Source organism: Pigmentiphaga litoralis (assembly GCF_013408655.1).
Lineage (GTDB): Bacteria > Pseudomonadota > Gammaproteobacteria > Burkholderiales > Burkholderiaceae_B > Pigmentiphaga > Pigmentiphaga litoralis_A.
Window position 1 is genome coordinate 1,433,049 of the sequence record NZ_JACCBP010000001.1, and the last position, 20,754, is coordinate 1,453,802.

Annotated in this window: 14 protein-coding genes; 8 read left to right on the forward strand and 6 right to left on the reverse strand. The window is 66.1% G+C overall.

Going from position 1 to position 20,754, the window contains the following annotated elements:
* Positions 1-68: 68 nt before the first annotated feature.
* Together HD883_RS06355 and HD883_RS06360 are read right to left on the reverse strand one after the other, a co-directional pair.
* Positions 69-1,313 (reverse strand): hypothetical protein, encoded by a 1,245-nt coding sequence (locus HD883_RS06355; protein WP_179587219.1) that lies wholly within the window; start codon positions 1,311-1,313, stop codon positions 69-71.
* A gap of 132 nt (positions 1,314-1,445) precedes the next feature.
* Positions 1,446-2,342: a LysR substrate-binding domain-containing protein gene (locus HD883_RS06360; RefSeq protein WP_179587217.1), complete on the reverse strand. Its 897-nt coding sequence runs from the start codon at positions 2,340-2,342 to the stop codon at positions 1,446-1,448.
* A gap of 76 nt (positions 2,343-2,418) precedes the next feature.
* Between HD883_RS06360 and HD883_RS06365 the strand changes: the two genes are divergently transcribed.
* The gene (locus tag HD883_RS06365) at positions 2,419-3,573 is read left to right on the forward strand and encodes an MFS transporter (RefSeq protein WP_179587215.1); all 1,155 of its coding nucleotides are present in this window, start codon (positions 2,419-2,421) and stop codon (positions 3,571-3,573) included.
* A 106-nt stretch (positions 3,574-3,679) separates the two neighbouring features.
* Here HD883_RS06365 and HD883_RS06370 read toward each other — a convergent pair whose 3' ends face one another.
* The gene (locus HD883_RS06370; protein WP_179588703.1) at positions 3,680-5,197 is read right to left on the reverse strand and encodes an MFS transporter; all 1,518 of its coding nucleotides are present in this window, start codon (positions 5,195-5,197) and stop codon (positions 3,680-3,682) included.
* 246 nt (positions 5,198-5,443) lie between these two features.
* Here HD883_RS06370 and HD883_RS06375 point away from each other — a divergent pair, with 246 nt between their 5' ends.
* On the forward strand, positions 5,444-6,640 hold the full coding sequence (locus tag HD883_RS06375) for an esterase-like activity of phytase family protein (RefSeq protein ID WP_179587213.1): 1,197 nt from the start codon (positions 5,444-5,446) through the stop codon (positions 6,638-6,640).
* 19 nt (positions 6,641-6,659) lie between these two features.
* On the opposite strand, the gene HD883_RS06380 is transcribed toward HD883_RS06375, so the two are convergent.
* Complete coding sequence (locus HD883_RS06380) at positions 6,660-7,583, reverse strand: bestrophin family protein (RefSeq protein WP_179587210.1); 924 nt, start codon at positions 7,581-7,583, stop codon at positions 6,660-6,662.
* A 95-nt stretch (positions 7,584-7,678) separates the two neighbouring features.
* Here HD883_RS06380 and HD883_RS06385 point away from each other — a divergent pair, with 95 nt between their 5' ends.
* A complete protein-coding gene (locus HD883_RS06385) occupies positions 7,679-7,882 on the forward strand; it encodes a hypothetical protein (RefSeq protein WP_179587208.1) in 204 nt (67 codons plus the stop codon).
* A 57-nt stretch (positions 7,883-7,939) separates the two neighbouring features.
* On the opposite strand, the gene nadC is transcribed toward HD883_RS06385, so the two are convergent.
* Together nadC and HD883_RS06395 are read right to left on the reverse strand one after the other, a co-directional pair.
* Positions 7,940-8,836, reverse strand: coding sequence for a carboxylating nicotinate-nucleotide diphosphorylase (gene nadC, locus HD883_RS06390; protein ID WP_179587206.1), 897 nt, complete (start codon positions 8,834-8,836; stop codon positions 7,940-7,942).
* A gap of 207 nt (positions 8,837-9,043) precedes the next feature.
* The gene (locus HD883_RS06395; protein WP_179588702.1) at positions 9,044-9,970 is read right to left on the reverse strand and encodes an NUDIX hydrolase; all 927 of its coding nucleotides are present in this window, start codon (positions 9,968-9,970) and stop codon (positions 9,044-9,046) included.
* A 300-nt stretch (positions 9,971-10,270) separates the two neighbouring features.
* Between HD883_RS06395 and HD883_RS06400 the strand changes: the two genes are divergently transcribed.
* From HD883_RS06400 to bcsB, 5 genes are all read left to right on the forward strand, one after another.
* A complete protein-coding gene (locus tag HD883_RS06400) occupies positions 10,271-12,814 on the forward strand; it encodes a response regulator (protein WP_179587204.1) in 2,544 nt (847 codons plus the stop codon).
* 118 nt (positions 12,815-12,932) lie between these two features.
* Positions 12,933-15,269 (forward strand): bifunctional diguanylate cyclase/phosphodiesterase, encoded by a 2,337-nt coding sequence (locus HD883_RS06405; protein WP_179587202.1) that lies wholly within the window; start codon positions 12,933-12,935, stop codon positions 15,267-15,269.
* Between the two features lie 537 nt (positions 15,270-15,806).
* The gene (gene bcsR / locus HD883_RS06410; RefSeq protein ID WP_179587200.1) at positions 15,807-16,193 is read left to right on the forward strand and encodes a BcsR/BcsP family cellulose biosynthesis protein; all 387 of its coding nucleotides are present in this window, start codon (positions 15,807-15,809) and stop codon (positions 16,191-16,193) included.
* Positions 16,190-18,409 (forward strand): UDP-forming cellulose synthase catalytic subunit, encoded by a 2,220-nt coding sequence (gene bcsA, locus HD883_RS06415; protein WP_179587198.1) that lies wholly within the window; start codon positions 16,190-16,192, stop codon positions 18,407-18,409. The genes bcsR and bcsA overlap by 4 nt, the downstream gene beginning before the upstream one ends.
* Before the next feature lie 109 nt (positions 18,410-18,518).
* Positions 18,519-20,753 carry a cellulose biosynthesis cyclic di-GMP-binding regulatory protein BcsB gene (gene bcsB, locus HD883_RS06420; RefSeq protein ID WP_179587196.1) on the forward strand — a complete coding sequence of 745 codons (2,235 nt, stop codon included), beginning with the start codon at positions 18,519-18,521 and terminating at the stop codon, positions 20,751-20,753.
* The last annotated feature ends 1 nt before the right edge of the window (position 20,754 follow it).

The window sequence follows — 20,754 nt, forward strand, 5'->3', positions numbered from 1 at the left end:
GCGGCGGCACACGGCAGGCACCCCCTGTCCGACGCAAGACCCGCCGCTGGCTGCGCCCGACTTCCCGCTTACACGGGCGCCCTGTCGGCCACGGCGCCACTGCTCGCAAACGCCGGTGCGGCCGGAAATCCCCCCGACTTGCGCCGCTCCATGCTTTCGACGAAATGGCCCCACGGGCTCCAATCCTCGTCGTCCTGCGACGCGCGGATGCACACCTGGCTTTCATTCCACGCTTCTTCCAACCGGTCTGCAAAGCGCCACGCCAGCATTGACGGGTCGCGCATCCGGGCAATCGCGATCTGCGCGGCCATGTCGATACCCACGGTGTTGACGGCGTGGGTGAGCCGGTCGGGGCACGCTGCGGTCACGAAGTGGTAGGGCTGCAAGATGATTTCGATGAGCTGATCCAGGTGCGCGCGTTTGCGCGACGGATCGTCCAGCGACTGCAGCATGGCCGTCAGCCAGCCGGTTTCGGCGGCTTCGCTGACGACGCGTTGGCGGTCCAGCCAGTCACCCGCCGCCACATGGTCGGTCGGCTCACACACTGCCTGATGCAGGCCACCCACCCGGGTCCATCGGTCAAACGTGCGCTGCGCCTCGTCCGCCACGGCAAGCAGGTCTTGCGGGAACAGGATGGGGCGCAGGTCATCGGGCAGGCGGGATGAACCGCCCGACCCCACGTAGTCGGTGAACGACGCCGTCAAGGCGCGGTTGAACGCAAATAGCGCCGTGACGCAGTCGTCGGACTGGGCCTTGTCCGCAAAGTACGGCGCGGCCGACACCGCCAACCTGAGGGCGCCGATGCGCTGTCCCACGTCTTTGGACCGGTCGAACAGCAGGTGAAAGGGCTCGGCATCGACGTCGAGCGGGGTGGCTTCGGCGACGGCATCTTGCGTCATGGCCGACAGGCCACGTGCCTGCAGCATCAGTTCGCTCAGTTGGTCCAGGGTGCGGCGTGTGGTGGCGCCGAGCACGCTGTCGGTGTTCATGGCGGTCAGCCAGCGTTCGTGTTCGGCCCGCGACATGTCCTCGGTAGAGGATGCAGACCTTGGCAAGCCGGTAGCAGGGTCGATGCTGGGCGCAAGGTAGGCGCCCGCCGCAACCGGGATCCCGGCCGTGGCGCCGCCAGACCTGGCATCGCCAACTGACGACGGATCGGCGGCGTGCACCCCGACGGTTTCGGAGCGCGCGGCGTCATGGGCTTCCGACGAGCCCCGCGATCGATCCGCAATGGCCCATGCGATGGCATTCGCAGCCTTGATCAGACACATGCCAAGAATCAGGGCGACGAGCAGAGCAGTTATCCAGGACATGCTTGAGCCTTATGGCGAGGGAACGTGGTGGGCATTAATCGGAAAATCGTATAAACGTACGGAGGCAGGGGGCGATCGTGGGCGGCGCGCCATGCGGCGTGCCGGGCAGCGCGCGGACTGTCGGCCGCAAGGTCATGCCGCTCCGCCCTGCGCCGCCAGCTCGCTTTCCAGCCACGCCACGAACTGCCGCGCTTCGGGACCCGCGGTCGGCGACACGCAGTAGTAGTAGCGCTGCAGCGGCATCCTGAATGCGGGCAAGGGTGACACCAGCCGACCGGTGGCCAGGTCGTTGCCGACCAGAGACGCCGGACACAAGGCAATGCCCAGTCCATCGACAGCCGCCTGCAACACGAAGTGCAGATGGTCGAACTGCAGCGTGCCGGCAGGCTTGATGCGGGCCAGGCCCACAAAACGTTGCCAGTCGGGCCAGTCCTCTTTCCGCGTCTTGGCCGACAACAGCACATGGCGGCGAATGGCGTGGACGTCGGCAATTGGATGGGTCCGCAGCAAGGCCGGCGCGGCCACTACGTGCACATCGTCTTCCAGAAAGGGCTGCAGGGTCAGGTCCGCCGGCCAGCCTTTCAGGCCCCGGCGAATGGCGACGTCGAAGGTGTCGGCGGCCTTGTCGGGTGACAGGGTGCTGGTGATGACCTGCGGCTCGATCCCCGGGCATTGCTCGACAAAGGACGGCAGTCGCGGGATCAGCCAGCGCACCGCGAAGGACGGCCGCACGTTGATCCGCACGGCGCGTTCGGGTGGACGGGTGGTGAAGGCCTGCGCCGCGGCGCCGATCTGATCCAGCGCGCCCCCCACCTCGGCATAGAAGCGCTGCCCGGCGGCGGTCAGCACCACCTGCCGCGTCAGGCGTTCGAACAGCGAGACTCCCAGGTAGTCTTCCAGCGTCTTGACCTGCCGGCTGACCGCGCTGTGAGTGACGCACAATTCGTCGGCCGCGCGCGTGAAGCTGAGGTGACGGGCCGCGACGACGAAGGCGCGTATGGCGTTGAGAGGGGGCAGGCGCGCGGGCATGTGTGCAATATTCTCACGGGTCGGGCGCGGCAATGTCGTTTGTCAGCACCACTGTCGCGCGCGCACCATCTTTCCGATGATTCGCCTGTCCCCCCTTCCCGCCGACCGCCATTCACGCTATGCCGCCGTGGCGCTGGCGCTTGCCCTGCCCGCCGACGTGCTGCTGTACCTGCTGCTTCCCATGTACGCCGACGACTTCGGCATTTCGCTGGCGGAAGCCGGCGGCCTGCTGGCGGCGAACCGCCTGGTGCGCATTGCGGGGTACGGCGCGGTGGCGCGCTTCTACGCCAGGCATGGCGACCGGGTCACGTGCTCGATCGCGGTCGTCGTGGCGGCTTTTTGCGCGCTAGGCAATAGTGTCCTGTCCGGTTTTTGGCCGTTGCTGGTGGTGCGGCTGGGATGGGGGCTGTGCTATGCGGCGTTGAATCTGTCGACCCAGGCCCTGGCGACGGCCGATGTACACAACGCCGCCCGGCGCACGGGCGCGTCCCGGGCATGGATCGCGCTGGGTCCGGTCATCGCGTTGCCGGCCGGGGCCTTGATGACGCTGCATCACGGGCCGCGCCTGATCTTCGTGATCCTGGCGGGGGTGGCGCTGCTGGGCCTGCTGGCGACCCGCGCGCTACCCTCGGGCGCCCACGCGACACTGCACCCTGCCCGCCGGCGCATCCGCTGGCCAGACCGGCTGAACCTCTGGAGTTTTGTGGAAGGCCTGACGCTGGATGGCCTGTTCATTCTGGGCCTGGGCTTCCTGGGCAAGGATCTGCTGCCCGGCCAGGCGGTGCTGGTGGCGGGGTTGCTGCTGGCGCTGCGGTATCTGTCGGAAATGCTGCTGGGCCCGGTTGGCGGACGCCTGGCGGACCGGCATGGCGCGCTGCGTTTGCTGGTGGCCATGTCGCTGGCCACGTCGGGCGCGCTGCTTGCCTTTGGCGCCGGATGGCTGTGGAGCGCGGCGGCGGTGATCGTGGTGCTGCGCGCCTTGCAACTGCCGCTGGTGGCGCCGCTGGTCCTGGCGCGCTATCCGGGGCCGGCCCGCGTGCCCGCCCTGGCCTCGCAGGCGATCTGGCGCGACATCGGCGCGGGCGCCGGGCCGCTGATCGCGGGCCTGCTGCTGGCCCGGGTACCTGCCCTTGCGTTATATGGCGCGGCCGCCGTCGCGCTGGCGGTGGCGGCGCTGGCCTGCCGCACGGGGGCGTCGCGGCCGGCAGCGACGGGTGCTGGCTCAGGCTGAGCGGACGGCGGCATCGCCTGACGTAGCAACCCCTAAGCGTGGGATACCGCGACGTCGCGAGTCGCGCGTATCGTCTGCCTTGGCATCGCGTGCTGCAACATTGCCTCTACAGCTTCTGATTCAGCGTGATATCGGGCACCAGGCGCACCAGCGCCAAGGCCACTACGATCAATACGGCCAGCACCATCAGGCCCTGATGCACCGATCCCACCAGGGTCTGCCGGGCCGTTTCAATCAGGAAGTCGCCGGCCAGCGGCGCGTGCGCCAGTGCGGCTTGCGCGGCGGCGCGCCCCGGCACATCGACCAGGATCTGCGGATCGGCAAGGCGGGTCAGCCACGCTTTTTCGGTTGCCGTGACGCTTGTGATGCCTGCCATCAGCGCGCCCATCTTGGCCGCATAACCGTGGGTAATCAGCGCGCCCAGCGCGGCCGTTCCCAACATCCCGCCGATCATCCGCGTGGACTGCAGCAAGGCCGTGAAGATGCCCACCCGCGCGCGGCCCACGATCTGCTGACCGAAGACATTCAGGTTGTTCAGCAGAAAGCCGAGGCCCAGGCCACCACTGGCGAGCAAGGCCGACAGCACGATCGACGGCGTGTCCCGATCCGCAAAGACGAGGCCCGCGCTGCACGTCAACAGCAGCAGGTAGCCCGCCGTCAGGATGGAGACCGGCTTTTTCAGATTCACGATGATCTTGCTGTTGATGATGCTGCCGATGGCGATCGACACCGGCAAGGGCGTGACCGTCAGCCCGGCTTCGCGCGGCGACAGAAAGAAGCCGCCTTGCAATAACAGGGGGACGTAAAAGATCAACGAAAACATGGCTGCGCCGCAGATCACCGACAGCAGGAACATGACCAGATACTTGCGTTCGGCAAACAGTTCGAGCGGCAGGATGGGATGGGCGGCGCGCCGTTCGACAAGGACCAACGCGGCGCCGGCCAGTACGGTGCCCGCGATCAGCAGCAGGTTGTTGCGGCTCAGTCCCGCATTCGGCACGCTTTCCACGAACACCTGCAGACAGCAGAGGCTGATACCGAGCAGCACGACACCCAGCCAGTCCAGCTTGACTGGGCCCGTCGATGCGCGCGGGAATCGCGGCAGGAAACGCGCCACGCAATACAGACCGGCCAGCCCGATCGGCAGGTTGATCAAAAAGGTGGATCGCCAGCCCCATGCCTCGCTCAGGAAGCCGCCCAAAGAAGGCCCTGCCGCGGTTGCAATGCCGTAGGAGCCGGCCAGCACGACCTGCCACTTCAATCGCTCTTTGGGATTGGGGAACAGGTCAGCCAGCGACGCGAAGGCGGTCCCCACCATCATGCCGCCCGCGATGCCCTGGAAGGCGCGCGCCACGACCAGCGTCAGGATCGTCGGCGCCAGGCCGCACGCGATCGACGCCAGAATGAACAGCGCAATGGCCGTGACCACAAAGGGCTTGCGGCCGAAGAAGTCGCCCAGGCGGCCGAACACCGGCACGGATACTACCGACCCCAGCAGATAGGCGACCGCGATCCAGGCGTAGTAGTCGAAGCCGTTCAGTTCGGACACGATCGACGGCAAGGCGGTGCTGACGATGGTCTGGTCCAGCGCGATCAACATGTTGACCAGGCCGATGCCGATCATCGCGAACAGGGAATGCCGGAAGCTGCGGGGGGCGGGAACGGAAGACGGTGCTGCGGGCGGAGAGCCGGACATGGGAGGGCGATGACAGTAGCGGTGGAAGACAGGGTTTGTACCAATGATAGGACATTGACCCGGCTTAGGCGCGCTGGCGGCACCACCGCCCCCCTGACGCCCCTATCGCCACGCCGCTGTCATGTGTCCGGTCCATACTGCGCGCCACCCTCCCCGATTCCGGACCTGCCTGCCATGCGCCCTGCCCCCTCCCACGCCCCCGCACGCTTCCTGCCTGCCGCGCTGCTGCGCGCCACCTTGTCTGTCGCCCTGGTGGCGGCGCTTGCTGCCTGCGGCGGGAGCGATGACGACGACACCCCGGCGGCATCGCCGCGCTCGGTGGCGTCGCTGCGCCTGATCGGGGAACAGCGCATTGCCTTCAAGCAGACTGTGCAGGACACGCCTGCGGGCGGCCTGTCGGGCATCGATTACGACCCACGCATCCAACGCTGGATGGTCGTCAGCGATGACCGGTCCGACCTGGCCCCGGCACGCCTGTATGAGGCGCAGCTGAGCTATGACGACAAGGCTTTCACGCGCGTCGCGCTGACCAGCGCCGTCACGCTCAAGCAGCCGGACGGCAGCGTCTATCCAAGCGCCACGCAGTTTGCGCAACGCGGCGGCACGGTGCCGGATCCGGAAGCCATTCGATTCGACCCCAGCGATTCCAGCCTGTGGGTGACCAGCGAAGGCAACCGGTCGCTGGGCCTGGACCCACTGGTGCTGCATGTGTCGAATTCCGGTGCGGCCATCGGTCAGCTGACCACGCCGCCCCTGTTCAAAATGTCGCCCTCGCAGGAGCTGGGCAGCCGCAACAACGCCACCTATGAAGGGCTGACCTTTGCCCCCGACGGGCAATCCCTGTGGGTCGCCATGGAAGGTCCGGTCTATCAGGATGGCCCGTTGCCGTCGGCCACCGCCGGCGCCGTGTCACGCATCACCCGCCAGGACCGGACGGGCAAGGTGCTGTCGCAGTTCGCGTATCCGCTCGACGCCTTCCCCGCCGCCCCGGCTGCGGGCAAGAATGCGGACAACGGTGTCTCGGAAATCCTGGCGATCAACGACACGCAATTCCTGGTGCTGGAACGCGCCGGCATTGAAGGCGCGGATGGCGTCTACAGCATGTACTTGCGTCTGTATCGCATCGACGTGACGGGCGCGACCGACGTGCAATCCTTGAGCACGCTCAGGAACGCGCAGTACACACCGGTGCGCAAGACATTGGTTGTCGACTTCAACCGTCTTGGACTGCCCAGGATTGACAACCTGGAAGGCATGACCTGGGGTCCACGCCTGCCCAATGGCCGCGAGAGCCTGGTCATCGTTTCGGACGACAACTTTTCGGCCACGCAGGTCACGCAGTTCCTGGCGTTCGAAGTGGTGCCGAACTGAACATGCCGAACCCAGCCGCTTACCGCAGCCGGTAGAACGCGTCGGGCAGCGGCGCATCGGGCAGCACCGTCTCGCCGATCATCTCGCGCAGGGTGCGTTCGATGTTGACGGCCAACGCCGTCAGCGGCAGGTCATTGGGCTCTTCGCCAAACGGGTTTTCCAGCTCGCTGGCGATGGCGTCGAGCGCCATGAAGGCATACGCGATAAAGACGCTGATGACCGGCGTGGCCGCGCCGATGCTGTCGACCAGCCCCAGTGGCAACAAGGCGCAAAAGAAATAGACCGTCCGGTGCAACAGCACGTTGTAGGCATATGGCAGCGGCGTGGTCGCGATGCGCTCGCATCCGCCCACCACCGCACTCAGCCCATCCAGTTGACGTTGACAACCATCGAACAGGATGTCGCTGAGCCGCCCATCGCGGCGCCATGCCGCAAGCAGCCGCGACACGTCATCCAGCAGATGCACGGGCCGATACTGCCGCGCCAGCGCGCGCTCGGCATCGCCCGCAGGCAGCAGGCGATGCAGGACATCGGCCGGATCCGTGCTGCGCAGCTGATGTTTGAGCGAGTAGGTGAACGCGCAAAGCAGCGCCACCAGCCGCTGCGCATCGGGGTCGCCCGGGGCAGAGTCGAGTACTCCCACGGCTTGTCGGGTCAGGTTGCGCGTGCGGATCAGCAGTTCGCCCCACAGCTTGCGCGCTTCCCAATAGCGGTCATAACTGGCGTTGTTGCGGAAGCTGACAAAGATGGCCAAGGCAACACCGATCAGGCTGAACGGGGTGGGATTCAGGTGCAGCCAGGACGTGCCGCCAGACGAGTGGGCCCAGAGCACTGCCAGGGATATTGCGAGGATGACGCTCAACGGCAGCAGCACAGCCTTGAGCACGGAGCCGTTCCATACGAACAGCATCTTGAACCAGTTGAGTTTGGGACGGACGATCACGCGCTTCTCGAAGACATGCTTTGTAACGCGATTATCCGGCAATCGGCGGTGTAATGTCTTCCCTTGTCCCGATGACGCCGCCGCAGGAGATCACCATGCCCCGCGAATCCGACTCGACGCACGCTCCGTCCTCCCCTTCAGATCCCACGCCGCCTGACTTGCATGAGGAGGACGCGCTGGACGAAGCACTGGAAGAAACCTTTCCGGCCAGCGACCCGATTGCGATCTCACCCGACCGCGACCAACACGACAAGCCCGAAGGCCAGTCGGTGGTCGATGATCGGGGCAAGAATCCCTGACAGGGAAACGGTGAGCCGGCCGCAAGGCCCCCAAGGCGTCGAGCCCGCTTCACGCCCTCAGGCGTCCAGCCCGATATCCAGGGTGCGGGCGCTGTGGGTGATCCACCCGATCGCGATCAGGTCGACACCTGTTTCGGCAACGGAAGGCGCGGTGTCCGGCGTCACCCGTCCGGACGCTTCAAGGATCGCCCGGCCATTCGTCATCGCCACCGCCGTACGCAGGTCCTCAAGCGACATGTTGTCCAGCAGCACGACATCGACGCCCAGGGCCAGGGCATCTTCCAGCTGCGCCAGCGTATCGACTTCCAGCTCGATCTTGACCATGTGACCGATGCCGGCGCGCGCGCGGGTGACGGCCTCGCGCACGCTGCCTGCGATCGCCACGTGGTTGTCCTTGATCAGCACGGCGTCGTCCAGCCCGAAACGATGGTTGCTGCCGCCTCCTACCCGCACCGCGTACTTTTGCAAAGCACGCAAACCGGGCAGCGTCTTGCGGGTGCAGGTGACGCGTGCGCGCGTGTCGCGAATGGAGTCGGCAATCGATGCCGTGGCGGTGGCGACCCCGCTCAGGTGACACAGGAAGTTGAGTGCCGTGCGCTCCGCCGTCAGCATGGCGCGCGCCGACCCGTGCACGGTGGCAATCGTCGCCCCGGGCGCCAGCCGCGCGCCGTCGTGCAGCTGCGCATCAAACTGCACGTCCGGGTCGATCAACTGGAAGGCCAGGCGAGCCAGATCCAGTCCGGCCAGCACGCCCTCCTGCCGGGCGACCAGTCGCGTCTGCGCCCGTGCGTCGGACGGCACGATCGCATCCGTCGTCAGGTCGCCGGCGCGGCCCAGGTCTTCCAGCAGCGCTGCGCGGACGGCAGGCTCCAACAGAATGGACGGCAGCGTCGGCACCCCGCGGCCAGCGGAATGAAGCTCGGAGGTAACAGCAAAAGCAGGTTTTATGCTCATGGCGAGTATTTACCGGACAAAAAAAGGAGAGGTGCTTTTATGCTAATCGTGAGCATATCGACGCGTCAACATCGGCGTGCCAGGCGTTCCCAGGCGTTCCCAGGCGTTTTCGGGCGTCGCCAGCCGTTTTCGCGTGTTTCCAGGCGTTTTCGGGCGTCGTCCGACTTCGAGTCGTCCCCCCCGCCGCTGAGCACCAGACCGCTGCCCTCACCCCCCGCGCGTCAGCGGCAGCTTGCTTGCCGTCACCACCCGTTCCATCACCACATTCCCGCGAAACCGGAACAGCTTGGCTGGCCGGCCGGCCGTGCCCACCGCCAGGTGACCCGTCTCTTCCACCAGGTCCTGCTGTTCGATCAACCGGCGGAAATTCTGCTTGTGCAGCGCACGCCCTGCCAGGGCCTCGACCGTCTGCTGCAAGTGCAGCAGCGTAAATTCCGGCGGCATCAGTTCGAACACGACGGGCCGGTACTTGATCTTGGCTCGCAAGCGGGCCACTCCGGTCGCCAGGATGCGGCGGTGGTCGTGCAGCAGGCAATCGCCCGGCACCTTGCCGGTCGCATGCGGCACGCCGCGCCGCACGGCTTCGGGCACCAGGCCCGCTTCGAACAGCAATTCGTACCGCTGCAGCACCCCTTCTTCATTCCAGGGCTGCCCGTCCAGGCCGAACGCCAGCGCCGCACGCGAGGTCCGGCGTTCCGTCGTGGCCCGACCGCCACCGCGCGCGGCCCACGCGTTCAGGCCCGGCACGATCGAGTCCGCCACCACGGCCGGCTCGCCAGTGCGCCGGTCTTCCCAGGGAAAGTAGCGGTACCAGTCGTGCCAGCCGACCTGATCGATACGGTCGCCATCGGCTTCGCGCGTGAGTCCCAGGTAGCTGATGGAAATCACGGCCGCTTGCGTGAAGGCGTCGCCCGCCGCGCCCGCGTCGCCTGACTCCGCGGCCTCGGTCCGGTCGCGGTCCGCAAAGGTATAGAGCTGCTCGACATACCCCAGCGGATGATGCGTTTGCGCCTCGACCCAGGCGCGCAGGCCGGCCTGCAAGGACCGATGCATCATCTGGAACGGTCCGGATGGCAAGGCGCCGCCATCACGGGTCGTCAGCACCCGCGGCTGGCCATCGGTGACCGCGACCATCACGGCCACCAGCTCGGCGCTCAGACAGGCGCCGCCAGGGGCGGCGGCGTCGGCAGGAAGGTCGGGCGTCGAAGTCACGGCGGGCAAGCTCCATCGGAAATGACCGCGGGCCGCGGCACCGCCTGATTATAGGACGCGCTCATGAAGCGTTTACTGAACTTCTCACCAAAATCTCTCGGTCTGTGCCGCGCTACGTCTGGCTTTGGCGGTTACATCACCCGCGCGACAATCTCACGTTTGCCTTTAGAATTGCGCGGCCGCGTTCCCGTCCTGGCATCTGCTCGAGGTCCCCTACTTTTTATGCACGGCGTCAATTTCCAAGCGCTTTTCAATGCGTCGCCCAACGCCTACCTCTTGATGAACCGCCAGTTCGTCATTGTCGGCGCCAATCAGACTTACCTGCGCGTCACCGGCAGGACGCTGGAGGGTCTGGTCGGCCTGCGGATCTTTGACGCCTTTCCCAGCCGGGACGCCGCGGGCCAGCTCGATGCCAATGGGCTGGCGCTGCAGGATTCGCTGCGCCGCGCCGTCGATCTGCGCAAGCGTGATGAACTGCCCTATATCCATTACGCGATCGCACGCAGCACCGATGCCGGAGATGTGATCGAGGACCGGTACTGGAGCGCCACGCACACGCCGCTTTTCGACACCGAAGGCGAAGTCGAATACCTGTTGCAGCACACTGAAGACATTACCGAGATCCAGGTGATGCGCAAGGAACTGCGCGCGACGCGCATGGACCAGGAAGACGCGGACACCACGACGCCGGGCTCGGTGGAAAGCCGGGTGCTTCGCCGCGCCATGGTCGTGCAGGAAGCCAATCAGGTCCTGCAGGCCGAAGCGTCGCACCTGCGCCGGCTGTTTGAAGAAGCACCGGGTTTCATGTGCTTCCTGCAGGGCCCCAACCATGTCTACCAGATTGCCAACGCCGCCTACTTCAAGCTGATCGGACGCCACGATGTGCTGGGCAAGCCGATCCGCATGGCGCTGCCCGACCTGGCTGGCCAGGGCATGTTCGAAATGCTGGACAAGGCCTTTGCCGATGGCAAGGCATTCGTCGGCATCGACCTGCCCGTGCAGTTCAACCGCACCGGCGACGACCATCTGACGCAGCGCTACGTGGACGTGGTGTGCCAGCCCGTGATCGAACCGGACGGCAGCGTGTCGGGTATCTTCATCCAGGGCAGCGACGTGACGCAGCGCAAGCTGGCGCAAGAAGAACTGGTGCGGCATCGCGAGCATCTGGAACTGCTGGTGGAAGAGCGCACCGCGGAACTGGAAGCCAGTGAAGCCCAGCGCCGCCAGGCCCTGAAGATGGAAGCGGTTGGCCGGTTGACGGGCGGCATCGCGCATGACTTCAATAACGTGCTGCAGGTGATCGGCGGGAACCTGCAGTTGCTGCGCCAGTTCGTGGACACCGACGATCGCGCGTCGCGCCGGCTGGCGTCGGCCATGAGCGGCGTCGAACGCGGGGCCAAGCTGGCGTCGCAACTGCTGTCGTTCGCGCGCAAGCAGCCGCTGGAACCGGTCGTGCTCAATGCCGGCGTGCTGTTGAACAGCATGGACGACATCCTGCGGCGCGCGCTGGGCGAGACGATCGAGCTGGAAACCGTGATCGCCGGCGGGCTGTGGAATGTGCATGTCGATCGCAACCAGTTGGAAAACGCGCTGCTGAACCTGGCGATCAATGCGCGCGACGCCATGGATGGCGATGGCCGCATCACGCTTGAGACCAACAACGCGAGCCTCGACGACGCCTACGCGGCCGTGCACGAAGAAGTGACCCCCGGGCAATACGTGATGATCGCGGTATCAGACACCGGCAGCGGCATGACCGAAGACGTCATGGCGCGCGCCTTCGAACCCTTCTTCACGACCAAGCCCGATGGCAAGGGCTCGGGCCTGGGCCTGAGCATGGTCTATGGGTTCGTCAAGCAGAGCGGCGGGCATCTCAAGATCTATTCCGAGATCGGTCACGGGTCCACGATCAAGATGTACCTGCCTCGCGTGCACGCCGTGGAAGAAGTGTCGCGGCCCGCGTTCGAAGGCGCCGCGACGGGCGGCACCGAAACCGTGCTGGTCGTGGAAGACGATCCGGCCGTACGCGCGACCGCCGTCGACCTGCTGGTCGAACTGGGCTATCACGTCCTGAAGGCGCACGATGCGCAAAGCGCGCTGGCGGTCATCGACAGTGGCGTGCCGATCGACGTGCTGTTCACCGACGTGGTCATGCCCGGGCCGATCCGCAGCCCGGAACTGGCGCGGCGCGCCAAGCAGATGCAGCCGCGTATCGAAGTGCTGTTCACGTCCGGCTACACCGAAAACGCCATCGTCCACGGCGGCCGTCTGGACCCTGGCGTGGCGTTGCTGGGCAAGCCCTATCGCCGCGATGACCTGGCGCGCAAGCTGCGACATGTGCTGGCCGGTCGTGAGCACGTCGAGCAGGCTCAGGTGGCGTTGAACAACATGCCCGCCGTGCAGCGCCTGCCCGGCACGCCGGCGCGCGTGCTGGTGGTGGAAGACAATGCCGACGCACTGGCGGCCACCCTGGAAATCCTGGATTACCTGGGCTATCCGGCCGAAGGCGCCGCCACGGCGGATGCCGCCATGGACCTGCTGGCCGCGCAACGCTTCGACGTGCTGCTGGCCGATGTGGAACTGGCAGGGACGTCAGGCGTCGACCTGGCCGTCCGCGTGAGGCAGCAGTACGACTTGCAGGTGGTGTTCGCCAGCGGCTATCCGGCGCGCGAAACGCCGATTGCCGACGCGCCGTGGCTGCAGAAGCCGTTCACCATCGACGATATGTCGGCGCTGCTGATCCGCCTGTCGGCCGTGCCTCGGTAGCCTCGGGCACCCTGCCGACAACCCCGGGGTTCTCCGCATAGTTTTATTTACACAGGCCAAACGCAGGATGGTCGAATCAGGACACAATAGATGATCCGGATTCGACCAAGCCCCCTGCATGAGCGCCACTCCGCCCCACGTTGAACGCGCCTTGACGGGTTCGGCCGCCCGGCGCGCGCATCCTGGCAGGTGGCTGACCATCGCGGGCGGCGCGCTGATCGCCGCCATTCTGATTGCCGCGCTGTCTTTGGTGGTGAACCTGCAGCACCGGGTCATCGCCGGCAAGTCGCAGGAACTGGCCAACCTGGCGCTGGTGCTGGCGCAGGAAACCGAACGGGCCTTCCAGGCACTGGAAACCGTCCAGACCAGCCTGGTGGAACGGCTGCGCAACGAAGGCATCAACACCCCCGAAGCCTTCGATTTCCGGATTCGCGAACAGGACGTCTACGGACTGCTGCGCGACCGGCTCGATAACCTGCCGTATGTCGAAGCCCTGACGCTGATCAACCAGCAAGGCGATCTGGGCAACTTCAGCCGCTACCAGCCTACACCGCCCGTGAACGTGGCGGACCGCGACTACTACAAGACGCTCATGGCCGATCCGGACATGGAAAGCTACTTGAGCGCGCCGGTTGAAAACCGCGGCAGCGGCACCTGGACGATCTACCTTGCTCGCAAGTTCTCGTCCCGCGACGGCGAAGCCTTGGGACTGATACTGGGCGCCATGCGGCTGGACTACTTCGCTCGCTTCTACAGCACCATCAACGTCGGCAAGGGCGGCGCGATCAGCCTGTTCCGATCGGACGGCACGTTGCTGGTTCGCCAACCCGCCATTCCCGGTACCGTCGGCACCAGCACCGGTCCCACGGCCAGCGGCCAGGCGCTTGCGCTGTCAGCCGGCGGATCGGTCAGCCCGACCGCTGCCGCAGCGAGCGCCCCCGCCGCCACCCTTCCCAGCCCGATCGACGGCGAGCAGCGGCTCACGGCGATCCGCGCCCTGGAACGTTATCCGGTCACGGTTGCCGTCAGCACCACCCTGGCGTCGGTCGATGCGGCGTGGCGGCCCGAAGCCCTGGTCATCGGGATTGCCGCCGTTTTGCTGTGCCTGATCCTGGCCGCCTGCGTCATGCTCGGGCGGCGGCAATTGGACGCCCACCATGAACTGACCAGCGCCGCCAACCATATTGCCCGGCATGACGCGCTGACCGGCCTGCCCAACCGGGTGCTGTTTACCGAAAAGCTGCGCGGACTGGTGGGTGCGCCGCTGCCCAGGCCGGTCGCGTTGCTGCTGATCGATCTGGATTATTTCAAATCGGTGAATGACACCCTGGGCCATCCGGCCGGCGACGCCCTGCTTCGCGTGATCGCGGCCCGCCTGGTCGGCTGCGCCGGACCGCACGATCTGGTCACCCGCCTGGGCGGCGATGAATTCGCGATCATCCTGATGGACGCCAGCGCGCCCGGGGCGGCCGAACGCAAGGCACAGGCCGTTGTCGATGCGATTGCCGAACCGTGCAAGCTCGATGGCAACCAGGTCGTGACCAAGGCCAGCGTCGGCATCACGCTGGCGCCCGAACATGGCACCGACGCCGATCAGCTGCTCAAGAACGCCGACCTGGCCCTGTACCGCGCCAAGGCCGACGGCCGTGGCAGCTGGCGGGTATTCGAATGGTCCATGCAGCAGGCCGTGCAGGCCCGCCGCAATGTCGAAATGGCGCTGCGGGATGCGTTGTCGTCCGAAGGCTTTGAAGTCTTCTACCAGCCCGTGCTGGCCAACCAGAGCGGGGCGCTGTGCGGCTTCGAAGCCTTGCTGCGATGGAAGCATCCGGGCACGGGCGCCCCGCCCCCATCCGAATTCATTCCGATCGCCGAAGAAACGGGACTGATCGTGCCCATGGGCCGCTGGGTGCTGGAACAGGCCTGCCGTGCCGCGGCCACCTGGCCCGAGCCCATCCGCGTCGCCGTCAATGTGTCGGCCTGCCAATTCCTGAGCGGTGACCTGGTCAGTCATGTGCGCGATGCCCTGACGGCTGCCCGGCTGCCCGCGCACCGGCTGGAACTGGAAATGACCGAAACCGTGCTGTTGCGCGAAGATGTGCAGGTGCGCACGACGCTGGATCAGCTGCATCTGCTCGGGGTCAGCATCGCGCTTGACGACTTCGGCACCGGCTATTCGTCGCTCAGCTACCTGCGGCGCTTTCCGGCGGACCGCATCAAGATCGATATCTCGTTCGTGACCGACATTTGCGAAAACGAAGAGTCCGCGCGCATCGTGCGCGCCGTGGTCGACCTCGCGCGCAGCTTGGGCATGTCCACCACGGCCGAGGGCGTCGAAACGCTGGCACAGTGGAATCGGCTCAAGGCGGCGGGCTGCGACGAGATCCAGGGCTTCTACGTCGGGAGGCCAGGGCCGCTTGCGTCGACCTACGCGCACTTCGAGCCGGTCGCGCACTAACCCATCCCAAGTGCCGAATGCCGGGGGCCGAATCCCGAGTGCAGCTGCCATGCGCCAACTGCCTGTCAGGACTGACAGGCGAAGCGCAATTGCCCGAGACATTTCGACTATCCATGCAACAAGATGTTGCTACGGTTGAGCGGTTCAGATACATTTCGTCGGTGCCCGACTCACCCACCCTACAGCGGGCACATTCAGACGCAAGGTCATGCTCCAAGAATACGTGCCGGAAACACGTAGCTCCGCCTTTGCCAGACGGTAACCCTGTCAGATGGTCGTCTCTTCCGCTCTACCCAACGCGCTGCCCGTTGCGCCGTTCGCCCCGCCTCCGCACGTCTTTCCGTTGCTGCCCGATCGCCCTGGCCCCCGTCCGGCCGTGACCCCGCGCGTCCCGCCGACGGCGTGGCCGTGGCCCGCCGTCCCGCGCCTGCACTGCTGATTCCTTCCGCCGCTGTCCGACCCCTGCTGCCCAAGGCTGCGGGTGCCTGATCGCATGACGCCTCCCCCGGCACTGGAACCACGCGCCCGATGAGCCCCATGAACGACATCCCCGAACTGTACAAACGCTTCGACGGCAATGCAGGCGACTACCAGGAACTGCGCCGCGGCGACCTGGCGGCCGACGCGCAGCAACGCTGGCCGCTGGTGGCGGCAGTGGCGGCGGCCCCGGTCGTCATGCCGCCCAGCGTGTGCCGCGACGATGTGCCCAAGCACCAAACGCTGCAGAACGGGGGCCTGGCGGCGGAGCACAAAGCGTCAATGCACAGCATGGCGAAGCATGCCGTCGCGGCACCCTGCGCCCGCCTCAGCAGCGCAGGCGCCACACCCACCCTGCGCTGCCCCGCCCAGCCATCGCGGCGGGTACCGCTGCGGTCCCGGCTGGCCGCGGCATGGCGCACGTTCAGGAACGAAGGCCGTTCATGACCCCGTCCCGCCTGTCCCGTGGCGCGGCACGCGCCGGCAGAATCGTTGACGCTGCGCTGATCGAGCGCCTGTGGCGGCTGCGGCCGGTGCGCACGGCGCTCGCCCTGCTTGGCCTGGCCATGTTCACCCTCGCCGTCATCACGCCGCTGGACCTGAAGTCGCAATTGGTGTTTTCCGGCTTTGCCATCGTCGTGGCCCTGTTGCTGCGTCATGTGCCGGGACGCGGCGTCACGATTGCGATGGTGCTGCTGTCGATGACCGTGTCGCTGCGTTACCTGTACTGGCGCCTGACCGCCACCATCGGCTTTACCGAGACACTCGACATGCTGTTCGGCTACGGCTTGCTGCTGGCCGAAAGTTATGCGCTGGCCGTGCTGGTGCTGGGCTATATGCAGACCATCTGGCCGCTGCATCGCGAACCGGTGGCCCTGCCTCCCGATGCGTCGACCTGGCCCAGCATCGACGTGCTGATCCCGACCTTCAATGAACCGCTGGAGGTGGTCAAACAATCGGTCCTGACTTCGCTGTCGATCGACTGGCCACGCGACCGCATCCGGATCGTTGTGCTCGATGACGGCCGCCGCGTGGAATTCCGTGACTTCTGCGAACAGGTGGGCGTGGGCTACCTGACCCGCGACAACAACCGCCATGCCAAGGCCGGCAACCTGAACCACGCACTTGCCCATACCACCGGCGAATACGTGGCGATCTTCGACTGCGATCACATCCCGACGCGGTCCTTCCTGCAGATCTGCATGGGCTGGTTCCTGAAGGACCCCAAGCTGGCGATGCTGCAGACGCCCCACTTCTTTTTTTCGCCCGACCCCTTCGAAAAGAACCTGAATACCTTCCGCACGGTGCCCAACGAGGGTGAGCTGTTCTACGGCCTGGTGCAGGACGGCAACGATCTGTGGAACGCGGCATTCTTTTGCGGATCGTGCGCGATCCTGCGGCGCGGGCCGTTGATGGAAGTGGGCGGGATCGCAACCGAAACCGTGACCGAAGACGCGCACACCGCGCTCAAGCTGAACCGCCGCGGCTACAACACGGCGTATCTGGCCGTGCCGCAGGCAGCGGGGCTGGCCACGGAAAGCCTGTCGCGGCATATCGGCCAGCGCATCCGCTGGGCGCGCGGCATGGCGCAGATCTGCCGGGTCGACAACCCGCTGCGCGGCAAGGGGCTGACGCTGGTGCAGCGCTTCTGCTACCTGAACGCCATGCTGCATTTTTTCTATGGCCTGCCGCGGCTGGTGTTCCTGACCGCGCCGCTGGCGTTCCTGTTCTTTGACGCGCAGGTGTTCCAGGCGACCGCGCTGATGATCTCGGCCTACGGCTTGCCGCACCTGTTCCACGCCAACATCACCAATTCACGCATGCAAGGGCGATTTCGCCACTCGTTCTGGAACGAGGTCTATGAGTCGGTGCTGGCCTGGTACATCTTCCGCCCGGCAATGCTGGCCGTGCTCAATCCCAAGCTGGGCGCGTTCAACGTGACGGCCAAGGGCGGCACCATCGCAGGCACGTATTTCGACTGGGATATGGCGCGGCCCTACATCGTGCTGCTGTGCCTGAACGTGACCGGCATGGTGGTCGGCGTCGGCCTGCTGATCTTCGGCAGCAACGATGTGGACGGCATCTTCACGATCTGCATCAACCTGCTCTGGACGCTCTACAACATCATCATCACCAGCGCGAGCGTGGCGGTCGCGAAGGAAACGAAGCAGATCCGCACACAGCCGCGCGTGGCCGCGCAGCTGCCCGCAATGATCCGTTTTCCGAGCGGCAAGACCATCGCGTGCCGCACCAGCGACTATTCCGCCAATGGCCTGGGCATGACGATGCCCGAGCATTTTCCGCCGGTCGCGCATGGCACGGCGCTGCGTATCTCGCTGTTTCGCGGGCAGGAAGAACGCGACTTTCCGGCGACCGCCGTCTTCTCGCAAGGCAACCGGCTTGGCATCCGTTTTGACGACCTGACGATCCAGGAACAGATCGAACTGGCCGAGATGACGTTTGCCCGCGCCGATACCTGGGCGCGCGTGTGGGGCCAGGCCACGCCGGATACGCCCTGGTCCGCCTTCAAGTCCGTGACGCGTATCGGCATGGTCGGCATTTCCCAATTGCTGCGCGATGCGGCCGGCGTGATCCGTCACCGCCTGCGCCCCGCGCCTGCGGTCCCCCATTTCACGATTACCCCTCGAGGCACCGATGATTGACCGGCACTTTTTCGGGCAGCGCCACGCCCTGGTTCTGACTGCGCGGCCGGTGATGGCAGCAGGGTCCAGCGTATTGAGTCGCACGATGCGCGGCAGGTTGAGTCGCCCGATGCGCGGCGCGTGGTCCGGCGTGATCCGCGGCGTAGTTTGCGGCGTGCTGGTGGCCGGCGCGATGGCGCCGGCGTTCGCGGCCAGCGATGACCGCCTGCCCGATGGATCGCGCCGCTATCAGCTCAGCCTGAAGCAGTTGGGCGCCGCCGGCACCCTGACGCTGCGCGGCGTGGAAGGCAGCAATACGGTGCCCTTCAGCGTGCGCACCGACGAGGTCGTGTCGGCCGCGCGGCTGCGCCTGAACTATGCCTACTCGCCGGCGCTGCTGGCGGACCTGTCGCACATCAATGTGCTGGTCAATGGCGAGGTAGCGGCCAGCCTGCCCGTGCCGAAGGACGCGGCCGGCACGCGCCAGGAACGCGTCATCGACATTCCCACGCGGCTGATTACGGAATTCAATCGGCTCAGTCTGCAGTTGATCGGCCACTACACGATGCAGTGCGAAAACCCGCTGCATTCCAGCCTGTGGGCCAACATCAGCAATGACAGCACACTGGAATTGACGGTGGCGCCGCTGCAGTTGAAGAATGATCTGGCCCTGCTGCCGGTTCCCTTGTTTGACCGGCGCGATGCACGCCGGCTGACGCTGCCCATCGTGCTGCCCGCGTCGCCCGACAACGCCAGCCTGGAAGCCGCGGGCACGCTGGCGTCGTGGTTTGGCGCAATGGCGGGATATCGGGGCGCGGTGTTCCCGGCCAGCCTGGGACAGATTCCGCAGCGGGGCCACGCGGTCGTGCTGTTGAACGGCGGCAGCCTGCCCGGCATCGACCTGCCGCCCCTGGCCGGCCCGACCGTGGCGATCGTTGCCAATCCCAACGATCCGGCCAGCAAGCTGCTGCTGGTCATGGGCCGCGACAGCACCCAGCTCAAGACCGCCGCCAAAGCCGTTGCGATCGGCAACCAGGCCTTGTCGGGCGCGTTGGCGACGATTACCGATCTGAAGGCGCTGGCGCCGCGCGAACCCTATGACGCACCGCGCTGGCTGCGCACCGATCGCCCCATCAAGCTGGGCGAGCTGGCCAGCGCCCAGGCGCTGAACGTGAGCGGCTATACGCCCGATGCCATCCGCATTCCACTGGCCGCACCGCCCGACCTGTTTGCGTGGCGCGAGCGCGGCGTGCCCGTGCAGCTGAACTACCGTTACACGCCACGTCCGGCGCGCGACAAGTCCACCTTGAATGTGGCGGTGGACAACGCGTTCGTCAGTGCACTGCCTATCCTGGCCACCGACGTGATCGAGAACGCCGCGACCGGCACGGCCGTGACCGATGGCACCCTGGCCGCCACGGGCAAGGTGCATGTGCCGCTGGCCATGATCACCCCGCAATCGCAACTGCAGCTGAATTACTTTTACGACTACACAAAAAAGAACGAGTGCGAAGACGTTCTTATCGACAACATGCGCGGCGCGATTGCCGAAGATTCGACCATCGACCTGACCGGCTTTCCGCACTTCATTGCCATGCCCAACCTGAACGTGTTCCGCAACAGCGGCTTTCCGTTCACGCGGCTGGCCGATCTGTCGGAAACGGGCGTGGTACTGGCAGGCAATGCCGGCCAATCCGAGATCAGCGCCTACCTGACCTTGCTTGGCAGCATGGGCGCATCGACCGGCTACCCCGCCACCGACGTCACGGTGGTGCGCGCCGATCAGGTCGACAGCGTGTCGAACAAGGACCTGCTGGTGATCGGCGCGGGGCGTGACCAGGCCTTGCTCAAGACCTGGGCGTCCTCTTTGCCTTTTGGCCTGGATGGCAGCAAGCGCTACACCGTGTCCGATCTGGTCTACCGCGTAATGGGCTGGTTCGGCAGCAGCTTGCGCGCGGGCGAGCGCGATGCGCGGATCGACATGGCCGTAGCCAGCGACAGCACCGATGCCGTGTTTGCCGGCTTCGAATCCCCGATCACCAGCGGCCGCAGCGTCGTGATGGTATCGAGCAATCGGCCCGACGGTCTGTTCGATGCCGTCAATGCCCTGATCACGCCGGATGCGGATCCGCAGAACCAGGTTCGCGGCAGCCTGGCCGTGGTGCGCGGCGCCAAGGTGGACAGCCTGGTCGATCAGACGACCTATCACGTGGGCCGACTGCCGCCAGTGATGGGACTGCAGTGGTACCTGAGCCAGAACCCGCTGACGCTGGGGCTGTTCGTGCTGGCGGGGATAGGCCTGCTGGCTTGCCTGGCCTACCTGGCCCTGCGTTCGGTGGCCCGCCGCCGCCTTGACGGAAACTGAG

Bases quoted from the DNA above. Each gene is read 5' to 3' on its own strand.
- HD883_RS06355 (WP_179587219.1), bottom strand. From the start codon at position 1,313: ATGTCCTGGATAACTGCTCTGCTCGTCGCCCTGATTCTTGGCATGTGT.
- HD883_RS06360 (WP_179587217.1), bottom strand. From the start codon at position 2,342: ATGCCCGCGCGCCTGCCCCCTCTCAACGCCATACGCGCCTTCGTCGTC.
- HD883_RS06365 (WP_179587215.1), top strand. From the start codon at position 2,419: ATGATTCGCCTGTCCCCCCTTCCCGCCGACCGCCATTCACGCTATGCC.
- HD883_RS06370 (WP_179588703.1), bottom strand. From the start codon at position 5,197: ATGATCGGCATCGGCCTGGTCAACATGTTGATCGCGCTGGACCAGACC.
- HD883_RS06375 (WP_179587213.1), top strand. From the start codon at position 5,444: ATGCGCCCTGCCCCCTCCCACGCCCCCGCACGCTTCCTGCCTGCCGCG.
- HD883_RS06385 (WP_179587208.1), top strand. From the start codon at position 7,679: ATGCCCCGCGAATCCGACTCGACGCACGCTCCGTCCTCCCCTTCAGAT.
- nadC (WP_179587206.1), bottom strand. From the start codon at position 8,836: ATGAGCATAAAACCTGCTTTTGCTGTTACCTCCGAGCTTCATTCCGCT.
- HD883_RS06395 (WP_179588702.1), bottom strand. From the start codon at position 9,970: ATGGTCGCGGTCACCGATGGCCAGCCGCGGGTGCTGACGACCCGTGAT.
- HD883_RS06400 (WP_179587204.1), top strand. From the start codon at position 10,271: ATGCACGGCGTCAATTTCCAAGCGCTTTTCAATGCGTCGCCCAACGCC.
- HD883_RS06405 (WP_179587202.1), top strand. From the start codon at position 12,933: ATGAGCGCCACTCCGCCCCACGTTGAACGCGCCTTGACGGGTTCGGCC.
- bcsR (WP_179587200.1), top strand. From the start codon at position 15,807: ATGAACGACATCCCCGAACTGTACAAACGCTTCGACGGCAATGCAGGC.
- bcsA (WP_179587198.1), top strand. From the start codon at position 16,190: ATGACCCCGTCCCGCCTGTCCCGTGGCGCGGCACGCGCCGGCAGAATC.
- bcsB (WP_179587196.1), top strand. From the start codon at position 18,519: ATGCGCGGCGCGTGGTCCGGCGTGATCCGCGGCGTAGTTTGCGGCGTG.